This window comes from Azospirillum sp. Sh1, from assembly GCF_008365135.1.
Taxonomy (GTDB): domain Bacteria; phylum Pseudomonadota; class Alphaproteobacteria; order Azospirillales; family Azospirillaceae; genus Azospirillum; species Azospirillum oryzae.
In genome coordinates this window covers 41394-57339 of the sequence record NZ_VTTK01000043.1, presented here as the reverse complement: position 1 = coordinate 57339, position 15946 = coordinate 41394, and the positions used below count along the sequence as shown (strand labels likewise).

General features: G+C 65.7%; 16 protein-coding genes and 1 pseudogene. 9 read left to right on the top strand and 8 right to left on the bottom strand.

Annotation, left to right across the window (positions count from 1 at the left end; translation table 11 throughout):
• Nucleotides 1-277 precede the first annotated feature (277 nt).
• Nucleotides 278-1219: pseudogene (locus tag FZ029_RS28645) on the bottom strand (IS3 family transposase); the annotation flags it as partial.
• Nucleotides 1220-1401: 182 nt separating this feature from the next.
• On the opposite strand from FZ029_RS28645, the gene FZ029_RS28640 reads away from it, so the two are divergent.
• The 3 genes from FZ029_RS28640 to FZ029_RS28630 all read left to right on the top strand — a co-directional run bounded on the left by FZ029_RS28640 (nucleotide 1402) and on the right by FZ029_RS28630 (nucleotide 3586).
• Nucleotides 1402-2067, top strand: coding sequence for a TetR-like C-terminal domain-containing protein (locus FZ029_RS28640; RefSeq protein WP_188052099.1), 666 nt, complete (start codon nucleotides 1402-1404; stop codon nucleotides 2065-2067).
• 31 nt (nucleotides 2068-2098) lie between these two features.
• Nucleotides 2099-2818, top strand: a complete 720-nt coding sequence (locus tag FZ029_RS28635) for a TetR/AcrR family transcriptional regulator (RefSeq protein ID WP_188052098.1) — start codon at nucleotides 2099-2101, stop codon at nucleotides 2816-2818.
• Between the two features lie 150 nt (nucleotides 2819-2968).
• The gene (locus tag FZ029_RS28630) at nucleotides 2969-3586 is read left to right on the top strand and encodes a TetR/AcrR family transcriptional regulator (protein ID WP_149273165.1); all 618 of its coding nucleotides are present in this window, start codon (nucleotides 2969-2971) and stop codon (nucleotides 3584-3586) included.
• 61 nt (nucleotides 3587-3647) lie between these two features.
• On the opposite strand, the gene FZ029_RS28625 is transcribed toward FZ029_RS28630, so the two are convergent.
• Complete coding sequence (locus FZ029_RS28625) at nucleotides 3648-4076, bottom strand: hypothetical protein (RefSeq protein WP_149273163.1); 429 nt, start codon at nucleotides 4074-4076, stop codon at nucleotides 3648-3650.
• A 64-nt stretch (nucleotides 4077-4140) separates the two neighbouring features.
• On the opposite strand from FZ029_RS28625, the gene FZ029_RS34010 reads away from it, so the two are divergent.
• Entirely contained in the window at nucleotides 4141-4272 is a 132-nt protein-coding gene (locus tag FZ029_RS34010) for a hypothetical protein (RefSeq protein ID WP_282184187.1), read from the top strand.
• A 190-nt stretch (nucleotides 4273-4462) separates the two neighbouring features.
• Here FZ029_RS34010 and FZ029_RS28620 read toward each other — a convergent pair whose 3' ends face one another.
• Genes FZ029_RS28620 through FZ029_RS28600 form a run of 5 tightly spaced genes read right to left on the bottom strand, consistent with a single transcriptional unit; the run spans nucleotide 4463 to nucleotide 8672 of the window.
• Nucleotides 4463-5092 carry a PqiC family protein gene (locus FZ029_RS28620; RefSeq protein WP_149273161.1) on the bottom strand — a complete coding sequence of 210 codons (630 nt, stop codon included), beginning with the start codon at nucleotides 5090-5092 and terminating at the stop codon, nucleotides 4463-4465.
• Nucleotides 5089-6774, bottom strand: a complete 1686-nt coding sequence (locus FZ029_RS28615; RefSeq protein WP_149273160.1) for an MlaD family protein — start codon at nucleotides 6772-6774, stop codon at nucleotides 5089-5091. Before FZ029_RS28615 ends, FZ029_RS28620 begins: the two co-directional genes overlap by 4 nt.
• Nucleotides 6764-7393 carry a paraquat-inducible protein A gene (locus FZ029_RS28610; RefSeq protein ID WP_149273158.1) on the bottom strand — a complete coding sequence of 210 codons (630 nt, stop codon included), beginning with the start codon at nucleotides 7391-7393 and terminating at the stop codon, nucleotides 6764-6766. The genes FZ029_RS28615 and FZ029_RS28610 overlap by 11 nt, the downstream gene beginning before the upstream one ends.
• Nucleotides 7390-8058, bottom strand: coding sequence for a paraquat-inducible protein A (locus tag FZ029_RS28605; protein ID WP_149273156.1), 669 nt, complete (start codon nucleotides 8056-8058; stop codon nucleotides 7390-7392). The genes FZ029_RS28610 and FZ029_RS28605 overlap by 4 nt, the downstream gene beginning before the upstream one ends.
• Complete coding sequence (locus FZ029_RS28600) at nucleotides 8055-8672, bottom strand: TetR/AcrR family transcriptional regulator (RefSeq protein WP_149273154.1); 618 nt, start codon at nucleotides 8670-8672, stop codon at nucleotides 8055-8057. The genes FZ029_RS28605 and FZ029_RS28600 overlap by 4 nt, the downstream gene beginning before the upstream one ends.
• 385 nt (nucleotides 8673-9057) lie before the next feature.
• Between FZ029_RS28600 and FZ029_RS28595 the strand changes: the two genes are divergently transcribed.
• The 5 genes from FZ029_RS28595 (at nucleotide 9058) to FZ029_RS28575 (ending at nucleotide 15194) form a co-directional block, all read left to right on the top strand.
• Nucleotides 9058-9363 carry a hypothetical protein gene (locus FZ029_RS28595; RefSeq protein WP_149273153.1) on the top strand — a complete coding sequence of 102 codons (306 nt, stop codon included), beginning with the start codon at nucleotides 9058-9060 and terminating at the stop codon, nucleotides 9361-9363.
• 17 nt (nucleotides 9364-9380) lie between these two features.
• Nucleotides 9381-10013 (top strand): TetR/AcrR family transcriptional regulator, encoded by a 633-nt coding sequence (locus FZ029_RS28590; protein ID WP_149273151.1) that lies wholly within the window; start codon nucleotides 9381-9383, stop codon nucleotides 10011-10013.
• Between the two features lie 168 nt (nucleotides 10014-10181).
• Nucleotides 10182-11255, top strand: a complete 1074-nt coding sequence (locus FZ029_RS28585; RefSeq protein ID WP_149273149.1) for an efflux RND transporter periplasmic adaptor subunit — start codon at nucleotides 10182-10184, stop codon at nucleotides 11253-11255.
• Nucleotides 11256-11311: 56 nt separating this feature from the next.
• Nucleotides 11312-14359 (top strand): efflux RND transporter permease subunit, encoded by a 3048-nt coding sequence (locus FZ029_RS28580; RefSeq protein ID WP_247892547.1) that lies wholly within the window; start codon nucleotides 11312-11314, stop codon nucleotides 14357-14359.
• Between the two features lie 106 nt (nucleotides 14360-14465).
• Nucleotides 14466-15194, top strand: coding sequence for an MgtC/SapB family protein (locus tag FZ029_RS28575; RefSeq protein ID WP_149273145.1), 729 nt, complete (start codon nucleotides 14466-14468; stop codon nucleotides 15192-15194).
• Nucleotides 15195-15245: 51 nt separating this feature from the next.
• Here FZ029_RS28575 and FZ029_RS28570 read toward each other — a convergent pair whose 3' ends face one another.
• The gene (locus tag FZ029_RS28570; protein WP_149273143.1) at nucleotides 15246-15902 is read right to left on the bottom strand and encodes a TetR/AcrR family transcriptional regulator; all 657 of its coding nucleotides are present in this window, start codon (nucleotides 15900-15902) and stop codon (nucleotides 15246-15248) included.
• Nucleotides 15903-15946 lie beyond the last annotated feature (44 nt).

Below are 15946 nucleotides of genomic sequence, written 5' to 3'. Positions count from 1 at the left end.
CTCCTCCCCTGGGAATGGAAGGCAATCCGCGAGCAGACGAAAGCTGCCTGACCGCGGCACTCAGCGGATGCTTACGGTCCGACAACTGGGGGTGCAGCAGGACCGACGGCAGCTCCGCGCCGTCGCTGTCGCCGGTGGCGAGCAGCCGGGCCTTGTCCGCATCCAGGCTGGTCAGGCGCTTCTTCATCGACTCGCGGTACAACCCGTCCTCGATCGCCTTGAGGATGCCAGCGATCTTGCGCTCGGCCGCCAGTTCGCGCTCGCGCGTGCGGCGGTTGGCCTCGCTGCCGGTCTCGAAGGCGTGGAGGTAGACGCACTCGTATTTCATCGATCGCCACAGCGGTTCGATGAAGACATTGTCCATCCACCGGCCGCGCCCGTCCATCGATACCCCGATGCCGGCCGTGCCGCGCCATCGCCTCCTCGACGACCTCGATGCAGAATTCGACGTCCATGGTGTTCGACAGCCGCCAGCTCAACACCTTGCGCGTCGCCCAGTCCATCACCGCCACCAGATACAGGAAGCCCCGACGCATCGGTATCTAGCTGATGTCAGCGCACCAGACCTGGTTGGGCCGGTTGATGGTCATATCGCGCAACAAGTACGGCCAAATCTTGTGTTCGGGGTGCCGCACCGTCGTCTTCGGGCGCTGGTAGACCGCTTGCAACCCCATCCGCGCCATCAGGCAGCGGACCCGCTTGCGATTGACCTCATGGCCGTGACGGCGCAGATGCCGGGTCATCTGCCGGCTGCCGTACCAGGGCGTTTCCAGGAACTGCTCGTCGATCAGCCGCATCAGCTCCAGGTTCTCGGCCGGCTCGCCTTTGGCTGGCCCGTAGTAGCTGGACCGGCTGATGGAAACCAGCTCGCATTGTCGGGTGATCGACAGCTGCGGATGCTCCGGCTCGATCAGCTCCCGCCTCCGGCCAATGCTCATCGACCGGAGGCCTTGCGCAAAAAATCCCGCTCCACCACCAACTGTCCGATCATCGCGTGGAGCTTTTCCACCTCCCCCCGATGGCTGGTTTCGGCGGCTTCCGCCTTGCCGGAGAACACCCCAGCCATCCCCTCCATCGCCTGCTTCTTCCAAGCGTTGATCAGCGTCTGGTGCACGCCGTGCTTTGCTACCAACTGCGACACCGTCAACTCGCCTCGGATCGCCTCCAGCGCCACCTTCGCCTTGAACTCCGCAGAATACCGCTTCCGCTTCCCCGTCATCGGGGCCGTCCTTCTTCCTGGGCGAACCAAGCTTATTCGACTGTCCGGGAATGGGGATCAGCTCAGTCAACGTCAAGCCGACGCCACCGGCCATCCCGATCCATTGACGGGACATGAGCTTCCGACTATGCTTTCAACTAAACGCGTTCAGTAAACGCGTTCATAGAAAGGGAGCCATCATAATGCCCAACCGGTTCCGATGTGAGGATCAGCACGACCGCATTCGCAACAGCATCCTGAGCACCGCCAGTGAGCTGTTCGACAGTGCAGGGATCGAAGCGGTGTCAATGTGTACGCCCGAGGCACGGGTGCTGGGGTCCGGTTCGCCGCGGTCGACCTGTTTCTCGACGACGCGCGATCAGCTGCGCGCCTTGCGGCGGGCTGCGGTCAGCGAACTGCTTCACCGCATGCAGGGGATCTCGGACAGAGAACCCGATCCCGTCGTGGCTGTCCGGTCGCTTGCGCACGCCTATGTCGAATTCGCCGCAGAGAAGCCTGCCCGTTTCAAAATGCTGTTCGTTACAGGTCAAGGGGATGCGGCGTGCTTGAACCTAAGCGCAGCCGCCTACGAGATCTTCCGGGAGCGTGTAGCCGAGGTGTTCGACCACGAGCAGTTGGGGTCCGGTGACTTGGACCTGGCCGCCCAGACGCTGTGGGGGGAAATCGCAGGGAGAGCATTGCTGGCGGTATTCGTCAATGCACATGAGGGTGGATGGAGCAGCCAAGCCAATAATGCCTACGCCATTAAGGAGCCGCCTCACGGTTCCACGATGCTTGCTGGCCGCTCCGGGTTCGTTTATCAGGGCAGCGGTGGGCGGGGACTGCGTCAACTGGGCACCCGAGCATAGCGTACGTCAAAGCAAGTTTGGAATTATCATCATGCCCAGACAGCCCCAGAGCGAGGAACAGCGCGACAGTGTCCAGCGCCGCATCCTGAGTGCCGCCCAGGATCTGTTCGACGCTGCCGGGATTGAAGCCGTCTCGATGCGTGCGCTCGGTGCACGGGTGGGGCTGTCGGCTTCGGCGTTGTACGCCTATTTCCCGACCAAGCGCGATCTGCTGCGCGCCTTGTGGTGGGATGCGGTCAGCGAACTGCATCTCCGCATGCAGAACATCTCGGACAGCGAATCCGATCCCGTCGCGGCAATCCGGGCCATCGGGCGTGCCTATGCGGAGTTCGCGGCGGAAAATCCGGTACGCTTCAATGTGCTGTTCATCGTCGACCGAGGGGAGTTGGCGGAAGAACTGAAGAGCTCGGGGGTCCGCGCAGCCGCTTATGAGCTTTTCCGCCAGCGTGTCGCCGAGGCGATCGAGCGTAGGCGGCTACGTCCCGGCGATCCCGATCTGGCCGCACAGACGCTGTGGGCAGGCATCCATGGCGTGCTGACCCTCACCAACTCTTCGGCCAGCTTTCCATTTCTGCCGTCCACGCTGCTGATCGACAGCGTGATGGACGCGATCCTGGCCGGCCTGAATGCAGCCTCGACCGACGAACGGGCAGGGGGGAAAGCAGTTCGGGTGAAGGCGGTCGTCCGAAAAGTTCACGGCCCGACTCCCGACGGCCATTCGCAGCGTGCCGGGACATCGGCGGAAGAGTGAAGAGGCTTGGTGAACCGTCCGGAGGGCACACCCGGATGGATTCGGACCGGATCGGGAAATTTGACTTTTTATAATACTGTACCGTACAGTTAAATCTGTGACGGCATTGGCCTTGGGAGGATTGCCCAGGGAAAAGGGGTAACTTTTTCAGTGCGTAAGAAGACGGAAGCCAAGCGTGAGGCCATCCTTGATGCCGCGACGCTGGAATTCACCGAACGCGGCTATGAGGGCGCGTCGATGTCCGCCATCGTGGCTCGCCTCGGCGGATCGAAGCAGACGCTCTACAGCTATTTTCCATCGAAGGACGACCTGTTCGTCGAGGTGATGGTGCGGACCATTACCCAGCATGCGGCTTCTTTGCAGGCTGACATGATGGACATCGCCAATGTCGCATTGTCGCTGCGGCGGTATGGAGAGCGCTACCTGAAGGTTCGCCTCTCACCGGAAATGGTCAGTCTGGCGCGGCTGGTGTTCGGGGAATCCGGCCGGTCGGACGTCAGCCGGATGCTCCATCTGCGCGGCAAGATGAAGGTGACGAACGACGTCGGGCAGTTTCTGGCGACCGCCATGAAGGACGGGCGGCTGCACACCGCTGATCCGGACGTCGCGGCGCTGCATTACATGGCGCTGCTCGATGCGGAACTGTTCGAACCCATTGTCCTGAGGGTTCGGGAACCGGCCACCGACGAGGAGATTGCGGCGGCGGTCGACCGGGCGATGAGTGTTTTCATGGCCGCCTATGGGCCGCCGGGAAGCGGCCGGCCCTGATCCGGGTTGCGGATGGGGACGATGCCGGCAAAGCCACTGTCCCCATCCGTTTGCAGCGTGATCACGGGATCATTCCGCATTCGAACAGCTTGGTCGCCACCGGTGTCGCCACTTTGCCGATGAACTCGGCGCGAACCTGCGGGTCGCTGCGCAGCATTTTTGCAAGTTCCTGTGTCATTTCCGGCTTCGGTTCCGATTTCATCGCTGCCAATTGATCGCACGACAGAGATTGGATGCGCTCCGCGACCTTTTTCGCAACGATGTCCGACAGGGTGCGCTGCTCTTGCGGCTGGCTTTCCGACGGGCGCTGCTGGTCCGGTGGGCGTGTCTGTGCCGGACGCTGTTGCTGCAACGCCTGTAACTGCTGTTCCAAGGACGGTGGCACCCCGTTCGTGGGGAAGGTGAGGGGCGGCAGTGGCAGAACCTGCGCGATTGCGGCAGGGGCGGTCATGGCGAACGCTCCGAACGCGATGAAAAGGGCATGTTTCATCAGGCTGCTCCGGTCAGATCTTCAGAATGGGATGGGCGGGTCACATCGCGAAAAGCAGCGCGAGATGGACGGCAATGATGAGGAAAGAGGCCACGAATTCGGCAAGAAGACGAAGGGACGTCATGGCATTCACCTGATGGCAGGGGAAGGCGAGCGGCAGTCGGTCACCGGGCAGATGGCGAGGACGCTCGCATGAGGAACCGGGGCGCAATGGGCAGTGGCGAGGTCCGGCCTATCATGCAGGACGGATCCGGTCCGGCATTGTCGCTCCGGCTCTCTGAGAACGCGTTCGATAAACGCGTTCTTAAAACAAGCTAGGCCTGCCGCCGCGTGCTGTCAACGAAGGAATGGCGAAGCCCGGTCTCCTGCCGCCGGACGTCTGCCCGTCACCGGCTCTCGTCCGGACAGGGCAGCCCTTGCCCCGCCGTGACATGGCGCAGGCTGTCGCCGATCCGGTCGGCCAGACGGAGGCTGGCGACGGACAGCGCCGCGGCCGCGGCGGCGGCATCACGGCCATCCACCGGCTGCCGGCCGGCCCACCTGCAGCCTTGTACCGCGCCGTCGGGCAGGCGACGCAGGGTCCAGGAAGCGTCGATCATCGCGGCCCGGCCCGGCACCGCTTCGAAACGGTCGAGCCGGACGGCCAGCCGGAAGAGCGGCAGTGTGACCGCCGAACCGGACACCGGCGCCTGATAGGTATCCGCCGCCCTTGCGGTCTTCCACAGGCCGTCGGACAGGATTTGCCGCAACTCGTCGCCGATGGAGGACAGCCAGCGTTCGGATTCCATCACCGTCACCCGTCCCGCCTCGTCGGTGAGCACCAGATTGTTTCGCGTCAGGGCCTCCGGAACGGCGACGGGCAGGATCTCCACCAGCATCCGCGCCTGTCCCGAGGCGGGAAGGGCATCGTCCGGGCGGGACAGGGCGTGATAATGGGTCGGTGGCGACGTGCCGCAGCCGGCCGGCAGGGCGAGGCAAAGGGCCAGGAGAAGGCGGCGGGCGCAGGTGCGTGTCATCGGGTGGTTTCCTTCTTGCCCCGCAGCAGGGCTTCCGGGCTGCGGTCGAGACCATCGGTCAGTGCCTTGACGGAGCGGGTCGCATCAGCCACACCGCGCAATGCTTGGCGGATTTCCTGCAGCAGTGGCGAATCGCCGGCGATGCTTCCCTGGATGGTCGCCAGCGTCTGCCGCAGGTCGCGGATTGCCAGACGGACCTCCGGCATGGTGTCGCGGTCGGCACGCCGGGCAAGGCCGCCGAGTTGAGTCACGGTGGTTTCGGTTGCCACCATCAGGCGATGGGCGTCCTGGCCGAGCGTGTCGAGGGGAAGCGTGTCGAGCTTGCGCAGGATGTTCTGCACCTGCTGCTGCATTTCCTGCAGGTCGCCCGGAACGGTCGGCAGCTCCATCGGATTGCGGCGCGGATCGAACTGTGCCGGGGACGCTTGGGGAAAGAAATCGACGGCGACGTACAGCTGTCCGGTCAGTAGGTTGCCCGACCTCAGCTGAGCCCGCATCCCGCGCTGCACGAGATCGGCCAGCAGGGCGCGGCGACGATCCTGCGGCATGTTCTCGGGAAACGCGTCGCGGACCCGTCCCAGCCGCTGGGGATAGACGTCGATCCGCACCGAGGAGACGAAGTCGGTGCCGGCGGGGTCATATTCGACGCTGACCGATCGCACTTGTCCGATCTCCACGCCGCGGAAGTCGACGGGTGCGCCGGCGGTCAAACCACGGATGCTCTGCTGGAAATGCAGGACAAGGGATTCGGGTGCGCCATCGGGCGGTTTCAGGGCCTCGACCCTGTCGGCGGCCAGATTGAACTGCGCTCCCTCTTCGGCGGTCTGGGCCGCAGCCGACTGGGATGCAGCCGACTGGGCCGGGCCGCCGGCGTCTGGACTTTCGAAGGCGATTCCGCCCAGCAGGATGGTGGCAAGGGACTGGGTTTCCAGCTTCAGTCCCGACGCATCCATCCGCAGATCGACGCCGCTGGCATGCCAGAAGCGGCTGTTGGTGGTGACGAAGCGCTCGTAGGGTGCCTTGACGAAGATGCCCATCGTGGTGCGGCGGCCGTCCGGATCGAGGGCGAAGCTCTCCACATGGCCGACCTGGACCCGCCGGAAGAACACCGGCGACCCGATGTCGAGCGAACCGACATCGTCGGCATGCAGAACGAAGCGGCGGCCCGGCACGTCGGACGGCACCACGGGGGGCTCCTCCTCGCCGACGAAGGCGTTGCGGGCTTCATGGCCCTGGCCGGCATCGACGCCGATGTAGGCGCCCGACAGCAGGGTTCCCAGGCCGGAGATGCCCGATCCGGCCAAGCGCGGGCGCACCACCCAGAAGCGGCTGCCGGCGACCGCGAACGGGGCGGCGTCCTTGGCGAGGTCGATGGTCGCCACCACGCGCGTCCGGTCGGCGCTGAGCGTCAGTCCCGTCACGTCGCCGATGTCGACGTTCTTGTATTTCACCTTCGTCTTGCCGGGCTCGATGCCCTCGGCCGAGGCGAAGGTTACGGTGATGGTCGGACCGCGTTGCCACATGGCCTGCGCCACCAGCGACAGTCCGATCAGCGCCGCGGCGATCGGAATGATCCAGACCAGGGAAACCCTGCCGTGGCGACGGTCCCGCACCGGCGTCCGGGCGATCTCCGGTTGCGCGATGGAGGGATCGGCCACAGCCGTTTGCGTATCAGTGTTCATGACTCGATGGTCCGCTTGCATCCCACAGGAGACGGGGATCGAAGCTGGCGGCAGCCAGCATGCTGAGGACGACCACGGCGCCGAAGGCTGCGGCGCCGGGGCCGGCTTCGATGGTGGCGAGGGTGTGGAAGCGCACCATGCCGACCATCAGGGCGATCACGAAGATGTCCAGCATCGACCAGCGTCCGGCCAATTCCACCACCCGGTACAGCCGTCCCAGACCATGCGGGCCGGTGGCGCCGGGTCGGCGGACGCTGAAGGCCAGATAGGCCAGTGCCCCGAGCTTGATCAGCGGCACGAGGATGCTGACGCTGAAGATCAGCAGGGCGAGCCCCGGCGATCCGGACGTCCAGAAATAGACCACGCCGCTGATGATCGTGTCGCGCGATGACCCCAGCATGCTGGAGGTCTGCATCACCGGCAGCAGGTTGGCGGGGACATAGAGGATCGCGGCGGCGATCAGGAGGGCCCAGGTGCGGGACAGGCTGTCGGGCTTGCGCGGACGGACGGTGGCTCCGCAGCGCGGGCAGCGCTCGGCGCCGCCATTCCCAACGCTTGGCCGGCAAAGCCGCCGGCAGCATGGGCAGGCCCACAGGCCACGGGACAGTGCGATGGTCATGCCGCACCCTTCCGTCCGGCGGGCAGCTGCCACAGCCAGCGTGGATCATAGGACAGCACGGCCGCCAGCAGCACCGTTAGCGCGATGAAGGCCCACAGAGCCACCCCAGGCACCACTTGGGCCAGATGCGACAGCTTGATGAGGGAAACGAGCACCCCCAGCATCAGCACCTCGATCATGCCCCAGGGACGGACCTGCTGGATCAGCCGCAGCAGCGGCGCGAAATAGGCCGGTCGCCGACCGGCCAGCACCGCCGCAAGCAGGGCCGTCATGGCCAGCAGATCGGCCAGGGGGGCGAGCAGTCCGGTGGCGAACACCAGCGCCGCCACCAGCTGGCGATCTTCCCTCCAGAGGGCGAGGACGGCATCCAGCAGGGTGGCCCTGCTGACGCTGCCCTGCACGCGCAGTTCCAGGATGGGATAGGCATTGGCCAGCAGGAAGGCGATCAGCGCCGCCATCACCAGCGCCAGCATCTGGTCCGGCCGCCAGTATGGCGCGCTTTCCAGGATGGTGCCGCAGCGGACGCACCGCGCCTTTTCCCCAGCCCGCAGCGGCAGGAGGACGTGCAGGCGGTCGCATTCCGGACAGGCGACCAGCCGGTCCTCGTCAATCCCCGCGGCAACTCCCGCGTCAACCGGCGGCCGTCCTTCGGGGCCCGCGCTCATGACGGATGCTTTCCGTCGCGGCCGTAGCCGGCCAGGAAGGCGCCGACGGCCCGTCCGACGGCCGCGACGATTTCGTCTTCCGCCGCCGGCTCGCGGACGCGCAATACCACCGGTTCGAACAGCTCGGCGTCGAGCAGAGCCAGAAAATGCAGCGCCGCGACGGCGGGATCGGCGACACGCAGGCGTCCCATCTCCATGACCGCCGTCAGGAAGCGACCGATGTCATCCGCCACCCTCATCTTCGCGCGGGGATGAAGCAACCGGCTGACTTCGGAACGGCCGGCCTCGGCGAATACCATGCGTGTCAGGCTCACCATGTCCGGCGAGAGCCGGACCTTCAGGTAATGCTCCCCATGCCGCCGCAGCGATCCGCGGATGTCCGCCGTGTCCGCGAAATTCTCCGGCGGAGTGGCCACATGCCGGTCGATGATGCGGGCCATCACCTCGACGAACAGCTCGTCCTTGGACGGAAAATACCGGTAGAGCGTCTGTTTGGATGCGCCCAGTCGTCCAACGATGGCCGAGATCGAGGCGCCCTCATATCCGCGTTCGGTGAATTCCAGCATGGCGGCGTCGAGAATGGCGTCGCGCTTGGCTTCGGTCTTCCTGCGCATAGGGTTCCCTGTTCCTGAACTGTCCGGTCAGGCGCGTCGCCCGGCCTCGACCATGATTGCGGCCAATGTTAGACCGTACCGTACGGTTTGACAAAAGTTTTCGACCCGCCGCCCGGCCAAGCCGAAGGGCGTCGTGCCGTCGCCCTTTGCGGATCATCGCGTCGTGCACAGTGATCGGGCTGACGGCCTGCCGGCTGTCGGTTAGGGCTGGGCGATCTTTAATGGACCGTTCGGTACGATTTCATTTGACGCCCGCCTCGCAAAATCATACCGTACGGTACGGTAAATGATGAGCCCGGCGCCGGACAGCACCTGCTGCGACGCCGCCGGAGCGGCATTTCCTTCGTCAAACCAAGCTGGAACAGGATGCGCCCGGAGTCCGCATGTGCCGGACATCCAAGCGCCTCCGCACGCGGTCATGGAATTGGAGACGATCATGCGGGAACATCCTACGCAGCCCCAAACACTCGCCGCCGATCCAGTGCAATCGCTTTGGCAGCAGGCCCTGCGCCCGCTGCAGGATGCCGTCGACTATGCGTGCTCCGATCCCGTCGCTCGGAGCGAAGCGTTCGAGGCTGTGAGGCAGGTTGTCGACGCCGACGAATGCGACAGCGCGGAGAGGCGTCACCGTCTTGCCCGGCTTGAGGCGCTGTTCAGCGGCCAACGCAACGGCCCCGCCAAGGCGGCCTGAAGGCGGGAGGGGTCGGGATGAGCACCGAAACCACTCCGCTTCCGACGAAGCCCGACCGCAGGATTGCCCGCATTCTGGCCGCGTCCGGGCAGCTGTTCCTGGAGCTTGGCTTTGCGGCGACCTCCATGAGCCTGGTGGCGCAGCGCGCGGGCCTATCGAAGACGACGCTCTATACCCGGTTTTCCTCGAAGGAGGAGCTGTTCGTGGCGACGATCCAGGCTGCCTGCGAAAGGTATGGAGCAGATTTCATAACGGACGACATGGCCGACCTGCCCCTGGAAGAGGCGCTTTACCGGGTCGGCCGGCGTCTCGTCGACCTGATGTGGTCGCCGGAGACCATTATGATCCGCCGGTCGGCGCTGAGCGAGGCGTCGCGCATACCGCCGGCGGGGCATCTGTATTTCCAGGCCGGACCGCAACGGATGGTTTCCGCCCTGACCGCTCTGTTCACGGCAATCGCCCATCGGGGTGGCATCGGCATCGCCGATCCGGACTTCATCGCCAGACAGTTCCTGGCAGCGCTTTCAGGCGGCTTCCATTCCGTCCTGGAATTGGACATGGCGGCTTCCCCGTCCGGAGAGCAGCGCGATGATTTCACACGCAAGGCGGTGACCCTGTTCATTCAGGGGCTCCGCAAACGCACGACCTGAACCTGCGACCACCGGGCCGACGCCGCTTGCGATCCGGTGACCGCGAAATCTCCTCCGAACCCGATATCCCGATCGGACATGCGCTCCCCACTTCGTCTCCCCACTGCGGTGCTTGCTGACCGCATTGCGAGCGGACTGCGACATTTTCCAAGTCAGGAAGCAAAGACGATGCATATATCCAGAATCGCAGCGGTCAGCGTCATAGCCGCCACCCTCGCGGGATGTCAGGAACAGGCGCCGCCCGAACCCGCCATTCGGCCCGTCCGCGCGATCACTGTCGAACGCAATGTGCAGGGCGCCCCGGTCACGCTGACCGGGCAGGTGCGGGCGCAGGATCAGGCCAACCTGTCCTTCCGCCTGGATGGACGGCTGCTGGAGCGGCGCGTCAATGTCGGCGATCACGTCCAACCGGGGCAGGTCGTCGGCAAGCTCGATCCGCAGATTCAACAGAACTCCCTGCGTCAGGCGCAGGCCGGTCTGTCGGCGGCCCAGGCGCAGCTGACCCAGGCACGCAACGCTTTCCGGCGCCAGCAGGAGCTGCTGAAGAACGGCTGGACGACCAGCGCCAATTTCGATCAGGCGCAACAGGCACTCGATTCCGCCGAGGCGCAGGTCAGCTCGTCCCGGGCCCAGCTGCGCAATGCCGAGGAGATGCTGAGCTACACCGACCTGCAGGCCGACACCGCCGGGACCGTCACCGCGACCGGTGCCGAACCCGGTGAAGTCCTGCGGGCGGGGCAGATGGTGGTTCAGGTCGCCCGCCAGGGCGGCCGCGATGCGGTGTTCGACGTGCCGTCCCAGCTCATTCGCACCGCGCCGCGCGACCCGGTCGTCGCGGTGTCGCTGGCCGACGATCCGTCGGCGACCGCGACGGGCCGCGTCCGCGAAGTCGCGCCGCAGGCCGATCCCACCACCCGGACCTTCCAGGTCAAGGTCGGCCTGATCGATCCGCCGGACGCCATGCGGCTGGGTGCCACCGTGGCCGGCCGTATCCAGCTGAGTCCGCCGGAGGGTGTCGACGTTCCGGCCAGCGCGCTCACCGAATTGAACGGCCGCCCGGCCGTCTGGATCTTCGACCGGAAGAGCCAGACCGTTTCCCTGCGCAGCGTCGAAATCTCGCAACACGAGCCGACCAGCGTGGTGATCTCGCAGGGGCTGGCGGCCGGCGAGGTGGTCGTCACTGCCGGTGCCCAGGTGTTGCGTCCGGGGCAGAAGGTCCATCTGCTGGGGGGTGAGCCGTGAAAAACCTCAATCTGTCGGAATGGGCGATCGGGCATCGTTCCCTCATCGCCTTCTTCATGCTGGTGCTCGCCGTCGCCGGCATCGGCGCCTACACCCGGCTCGGCCGCAACGAAGACCCGACCTTCACCATCAAGACGATGGTCGTCCAGGCGCAATGGCCGGGGGCGACCATCAACGACACGCTGAAGCAGGTCACCGAGCGGCTGGAGCGCAAGCTGCAGGAAACGCCCGGCCTCGATTATCTGCGCAGCTACACGACCGCCGGGCAGTCGACGATCTTCGTCAACCTGAAGGGCTCGACCCCCGCCGCCAAGGTGCCCGACATCTGGTATCAGGTGCGCAAGAAGATCGGCGACATCCGCGGCACCTTGCCCCAGGGCATCGTCGGACCGGGCTTCAACGACGAGTTCGGCGACACCTACGGCATCGTCTACGGCTTCACCGCCAACGGATTTTCGCATCGCGAGCTGAAGGACTATGTCGACGATGTGCGGTCGCGGCTGCTCCAGGTCCCGGATGTTTCCAAGATCGACGTGCTCGGCGCCCAGGACGAACGCATCTATGTGGAGTTCTCGACCGAACAGCTCGCCGGGATGGGCATCGACCGCTCGGCGCTCATCAGTGCCCTCCAGGCGCAGAACGCCGTCACGCCCGCCGGCGTGATACAGACCGGCGACGAGAAGATCATGCTCCGCGTCAGCGGCGCCTTCCGGTCCGAACAGGATGTTCTTGCCGTCAACTTCGTCGCCAACAACCGGATCATCCGGCTCGGCGACATCGCGCATGTGACCCGCGGCCCGGCCGATCCTCCGCAGCCGGTCTTCCGCGTCAACGGCCAGGAGGCCATCGGCCTTGCCATCGCCATGCGTGACGGTGGCGATGTCCTGGCACTGGGGCACAACATCGAACATGCGATGGCCGAGATCGTGAAGGATCTGCCGGTCGGCATCGAGGCGACGCTGGTGGCCGAACAGCCCGCCACCGTCGAGCATGCGGTCGACGAGTTCATGGAGGCGTTGTGGGAGGCCATCGCCATCGTCCTGGCGGTCAGTTTCATCAGCCTCGGCACGCGGGCGGGCACGGTGGTGGCATGCTCCATCCCGCTGGTGCTGGCCATCGTCTTCGTGGCGATGGAAATTCTCGGGATCGATCTTCAGCGCGTGTCGCTGGGCGCCCTCATCATCGCCCTCGGCCTGCTGGTCGACGACGCGATGATCACGGTGGAGACCATGGTCACCCGGCTGGAACGGGGTGACAGCAAGGAGAAGGCCGCCACCTTCGCCTACACCTCGACGGCCTTTCCGATGCTGACCGGCACGCTGGTCACCGTGGCCGGATTCGTGCCCATCGGCTTCGCCCGCAGTGCGGCGGGTGAATATACCTTCTCGATCTTCGCCGTCGTCGCCATCGCCCTGATCGCCTCCTGGTTCGTCGCCGTCCTCTTCTCGCCGCTGCTGGGCGTCTGGATCCTGAAGAAGCCGAAGAAGCACCATGACGAGGAGGGCGGTCCGCTCATGCGCGCCTTCCGGCGCCTGCTGGAACTGGCGATGCGGGCACGCTGGGTGACGATTGCGCTGACGCTGGCGATCTTCGCGCTGGGCATGTACGGCGAGCGCTTCGTTCCGCAACAGTTCTTTCCGTCCTCCGACCGGCCCGAGCTGCTGGTGGACCTGAAGCTGCCGCAGAACGCCTCGATCGAAGCGACACGGGATGTGTCGGCCCGGCTGGACGGCATCCTGTCCAAGGACCCCGATGTGGAGCGTTGGAGCACCTATGTCGGCCGTGGCGCCGTCCGCTTCTACCTGCCGCTCGACGTCCAGCTTCCCAACGATTTCTTCTCCCAGGCGGTGGTCGTCACCAAGGGCGCGGCCGTGCGCGATCACGTGAAGGCGCGGCTGGAGCAGGCGCTGGAAGCGCAGTTCCCGAACGTCGTCGGGCGCGTCTATCCACTGGAGCTGGGACCGCCCGTGGGCTGGCCGCTGCAGTATCGGGTGAGCGGTCCCGATCCAGAGAAGGTGCGCGGGATCGCGTTGCAGGTCGCCGGGATCATGGCCTCCGACGGCGCCGTCCAGAAGGTGAACTACAACTGGTTCGAACCGGCCCGCACCATCCAGATCCGCGTCGACCAGGATCAGGCCCGGCTGCTGGGGCTTAGCTCACAGGAACTCGCCCAGACGCTGAATGCCGTGGTCACCGGCGTGACCGTCACGCAGATGCGCGACGACATCTATCTCGTCGATGTGCTGACGCGGGCTTCTGCCGAACAGCGCGTGTCGCTGGCGACGATCCGGACGCTTCCCGTCCCGCTGCCCAGCGGCAAGACCGTGCCGCTGAGCCAGCTCGCCTCCATCGAGTATGGGCAGGAACTGCCGTTCATCTGGCGCCGTGACCGTAAGCCGACGCTGACGGTCCAGGCCGATGTCGCGGCAGGCACCCAGCCTGCCACGGTGGTGAGTACGCTGGCGCCGAAGTTCGCCGAGCTGAACGCCTCCCTGCTGGACGGCTACCATGTGGATGTCGGCGGGACCGTGGAGGAGAGCGCCAAGTCGCAGGCGTCGGTGATCGCCGTGGTGCCGGTGATGCTGCTTCTGATGCTGACGATCCTGATGATCCAGCTCCAGAGCTTCAACCGGCTGTTCCTGGTGCTCAGCGTCGCGCCGCTGGGGGTGATCGGCGTGGTCGCGGCGTTGCTCGCCTCGGGCAAGCCGCTCGGCTTCGTCGCGATCCTCGGCGTGCTGGCGCTGGTCGGCATGATCGCGCGCAACTCGGTCATCCTGATCGACCAGATCGAGGTCGAAAAGGCGCACGGGCATCATCCCTGGAATGCGGTGGTCATCGCGGCCACACACCGCTTCCGCCCGATCCTGCTCACTGCTGCGGCTGCGATCCTCGGCATGATCCCGATCGCGCCGACGGTCTTCTGGGGGCCGATGGCCTACGCGATCATCGGCGGGCTGGCGGTCGCGACGCTGCTGACCCTGGTGTTCCTGCCGGCGCTGTACGTCGCCTGGTTCCGGATCGAACGGCCGAGGCCGGACGCGTTCCCTCCACAGGCCGGCAACCAAGAGCCGCATCGGGAAGAATCCGCTCTGCTCGAAGGGTGAACCCAGGCAGGCCCCCTTTTGAAACACCGGCGCGGGCCGGCACCGCATCCGAATGCGGCACTGATACCATCCCGTGCCGGTCCATCTTCAACGTCAGGCAACGGTCATGGACATTTTTCCGGCTTACTGGTCCCACGGGCAATTGGTGGCCAACGGCATCATCCTGCTGCACCTGCTCGGCTCCCTTCTGACGGGCGCGCTGCTGGGCTATGAACGATCCTATCAGGGACGGGCGGCCGGCATGCGGACCTACGGTCTGGTCTGCATGGGCTCGACGGCTCTGACCGTGATCGTCGCCTACCCGCACCTGTGGTATGGCGGCGCCGCGGTGGGCTGGAACGGTGCGGCGGACCCGACCCGCGTTATTCAGGGGATCGTCACCGGCCTCGGCTTCCTCGGAGCGGGAGTCATCATGCGGGAAAGCCATTCCATCAGGGGATTGTCCACCGCCTCCTCCATCTGGACGACCGCTGCCATCGGCATCACGATCGGTGTCGGCTTCTACGTGGCCGCGCTTGCCGCCACCGCCCTGACCATACTGGCGATGGTCGGCCTGCGGCGGCTGGAGCCGATCCTGCCGCACCGGACTGTGACGCACCTGACCGTGGTCTTCACGCGCGACAAGGCGCCGCCGGCCGAGAGTATCCAGGTTCTGGCGCGGGAGCGCGGCTTCGAGGTCGTGGACTGGGGATACCACCTCATGAACGGCGCCGGCCAGATCGAGTACAAGCTGGCGCTGAAGACCAGCGGGACGCCGGACACCTCGCGGATGGTCACGGAGCTGTCCGCGACCGACGGCGTGATGGAGCTCCACATGACGCCGTCGCGGATATGACCGGCGTCCGCTGGGGCCGGCCTCCGCCGGGGCCGCCAAGCCTGAACCGGTTCAGTCGTCGGAGGAGTCGAGGGTGATCGCTGGCAGGCGGCGGCTGACCAGGGAAGCGATCTCCTCTTCCGTCAGGCCGAGCATGCGCAGGGCGGTTGCGGTGATCCGTTCCGGTGCCCCGGCGGCCGGCAGGTCGCCGTCCTGCAATGCGATGACCAGGAACAGCATGGCGCCGCCCACCGCATAGGGGACCGTGCCGGAATCGGCGATGCGGAGCCGCCCTGTCTCTTCCGCCTTGCGGATGTCCCGGAACAGCCGGGGGAACAGGCCGGCCTTGTTGAAGCCGGGGATCGAGCTGATCCGCAGAAGGAACTTCGCCCATTGCGGCTTGGCGATCAGGAGGCTGATGAACAGCCGCAGGGCGGCGGCCAGTGCTTCGCGCGGATCCGGAAATTGCGCCACCGTGCCGTCGATCTGCGATCCGATGCGTTCCAGCATCTCGTCGATGGCGGCGGCGAGGATTTCCTCCTTCGAGGAGAAGTGGTTGTAGAAGGAGCCGAAGCCGACATCGGCCGTTTCGGTGATGTCGTTGATGGTGGCCGCGTCCGCCCCCTTTTCGGCGATGACCGCAAGGGCCGCGTCGACCAGCCGTCCGCGCGTCCTTTCCCGCTTCCGGCTCATGCGGTTCGGGCGGTCCTTTTCGGCAGACGCCACCATTCGTACTTCTCCGTTCACACCGGGGCAGGGCGCAGGGAAATTTG

What these genes read in the sequence shown, in the direction of transcription:
- FZ029_RS28580 (WP_247892547.1), top strand. Translation starts at nt 11,312, where the DNA reads ATGCTGGTGCTCGCCGTCGCCGGCATCGGCGCCTACACCCGGCTCGGC.
- FZ029_RS34010 (WP_282184187.1), top strand. Translation starts at nt 4,141, where the DNA reads ATGGACGGCAATGATGAGGAAAGAGGCCACGAATTCGGCAAGAAGACG.
- FZ029_RS28620 (WP_149273161.1), bottom strand. Translation starts at nt 5,092, where the DNA reads ATGACACGCACCTGCGCCCGCCGCCTTCTCCTGGCCCTTTGCCTCGCC.
- FZ029_RS28590 (WP_149273151.1), top strand. Translation starts at nt 9,381, where the DNA reads ATGAGCACCGAAACCACTCCGCTTCCGACGAAGCCCGACCGCAGGATT.
- FZ029_RS28635 (WP_188052098.1), top strand. Translation starts at nt 2,099, where the DNA reads ATGCCCAGACAGCCCCAGAGCGAGGAACAGCGCGACAGTGTCCAGCGC.
- FZ029_RS28585 (WP_149273149.1), top strand. Translation starts at nt 10,182, where the DNA reads ATGCATATATCCAGAATCGCAGCGGTCAGCGTCATAGCCGCCACCCTC.
- FZ029_RS28610 (WP_149273158.1), bottom strand. Translation starts at nt 7,393, where the DNA reads ATGACCATCGCACTGTCCCGTGGCCTGTGGGCCTGCCCATGCTGCCGG.
- FZ029_RS28625 (WP_149273163.1), bottom strand. Translation starts at nt 4,076, where the DNA reads ATGAAACATGCCCTTTTCATCGCGTTCGGAGCGTTCGCCATGACCGCC.
- FZ029_RS28575 (WP_149273145.1), top strand. Translation starts at nt 14,466, where the DNA reads ATGGACATTTTTCCGGCTTACTGGTCCCACGGGCAATTGGTGGCCAAC.
- FZ029_RS28605 (WP_149273156.1), bottom strand. Translation starts at nt 8,058, where the DNA reads ATGAGCGCGGGCCCCGAAGGACGGCCGCCGGTTGACGCGGGAGTTGCC.
- FZ029_RS28600 (WP_149273154.1), bottom strand. Translation starts at nt 8,672, where the DNA reads ATGCGCAGGAAGACCGAAGCCAAGCGCGACGCCATTCTCGACGCCGCC.
- FZ029_RS28640 (WP_188052099.1), top strand. Translation starts at nt 1,402, where the DNA reads ATGCCCAACCGGTTCCGATGTGAGGATCAGCACGACCGCATTCGCAAC.
- FZ029_RS28570 (WP_149273143.1), bottom strand. Translation starts at nt 15,902, where the DNA reads ATGGTGGCGTCTGCCGAAAAGGACCGCCCGAACCGCATGAGCCGGAAG.
- FZ029_RS28615 (WP_149273160.1), bottom strand. Translation starts at nt 6,774, where the DNA reads ATGAACACTGATACGCAAACGGCTGTGGCCGATCCCTCCATCGCGCAA.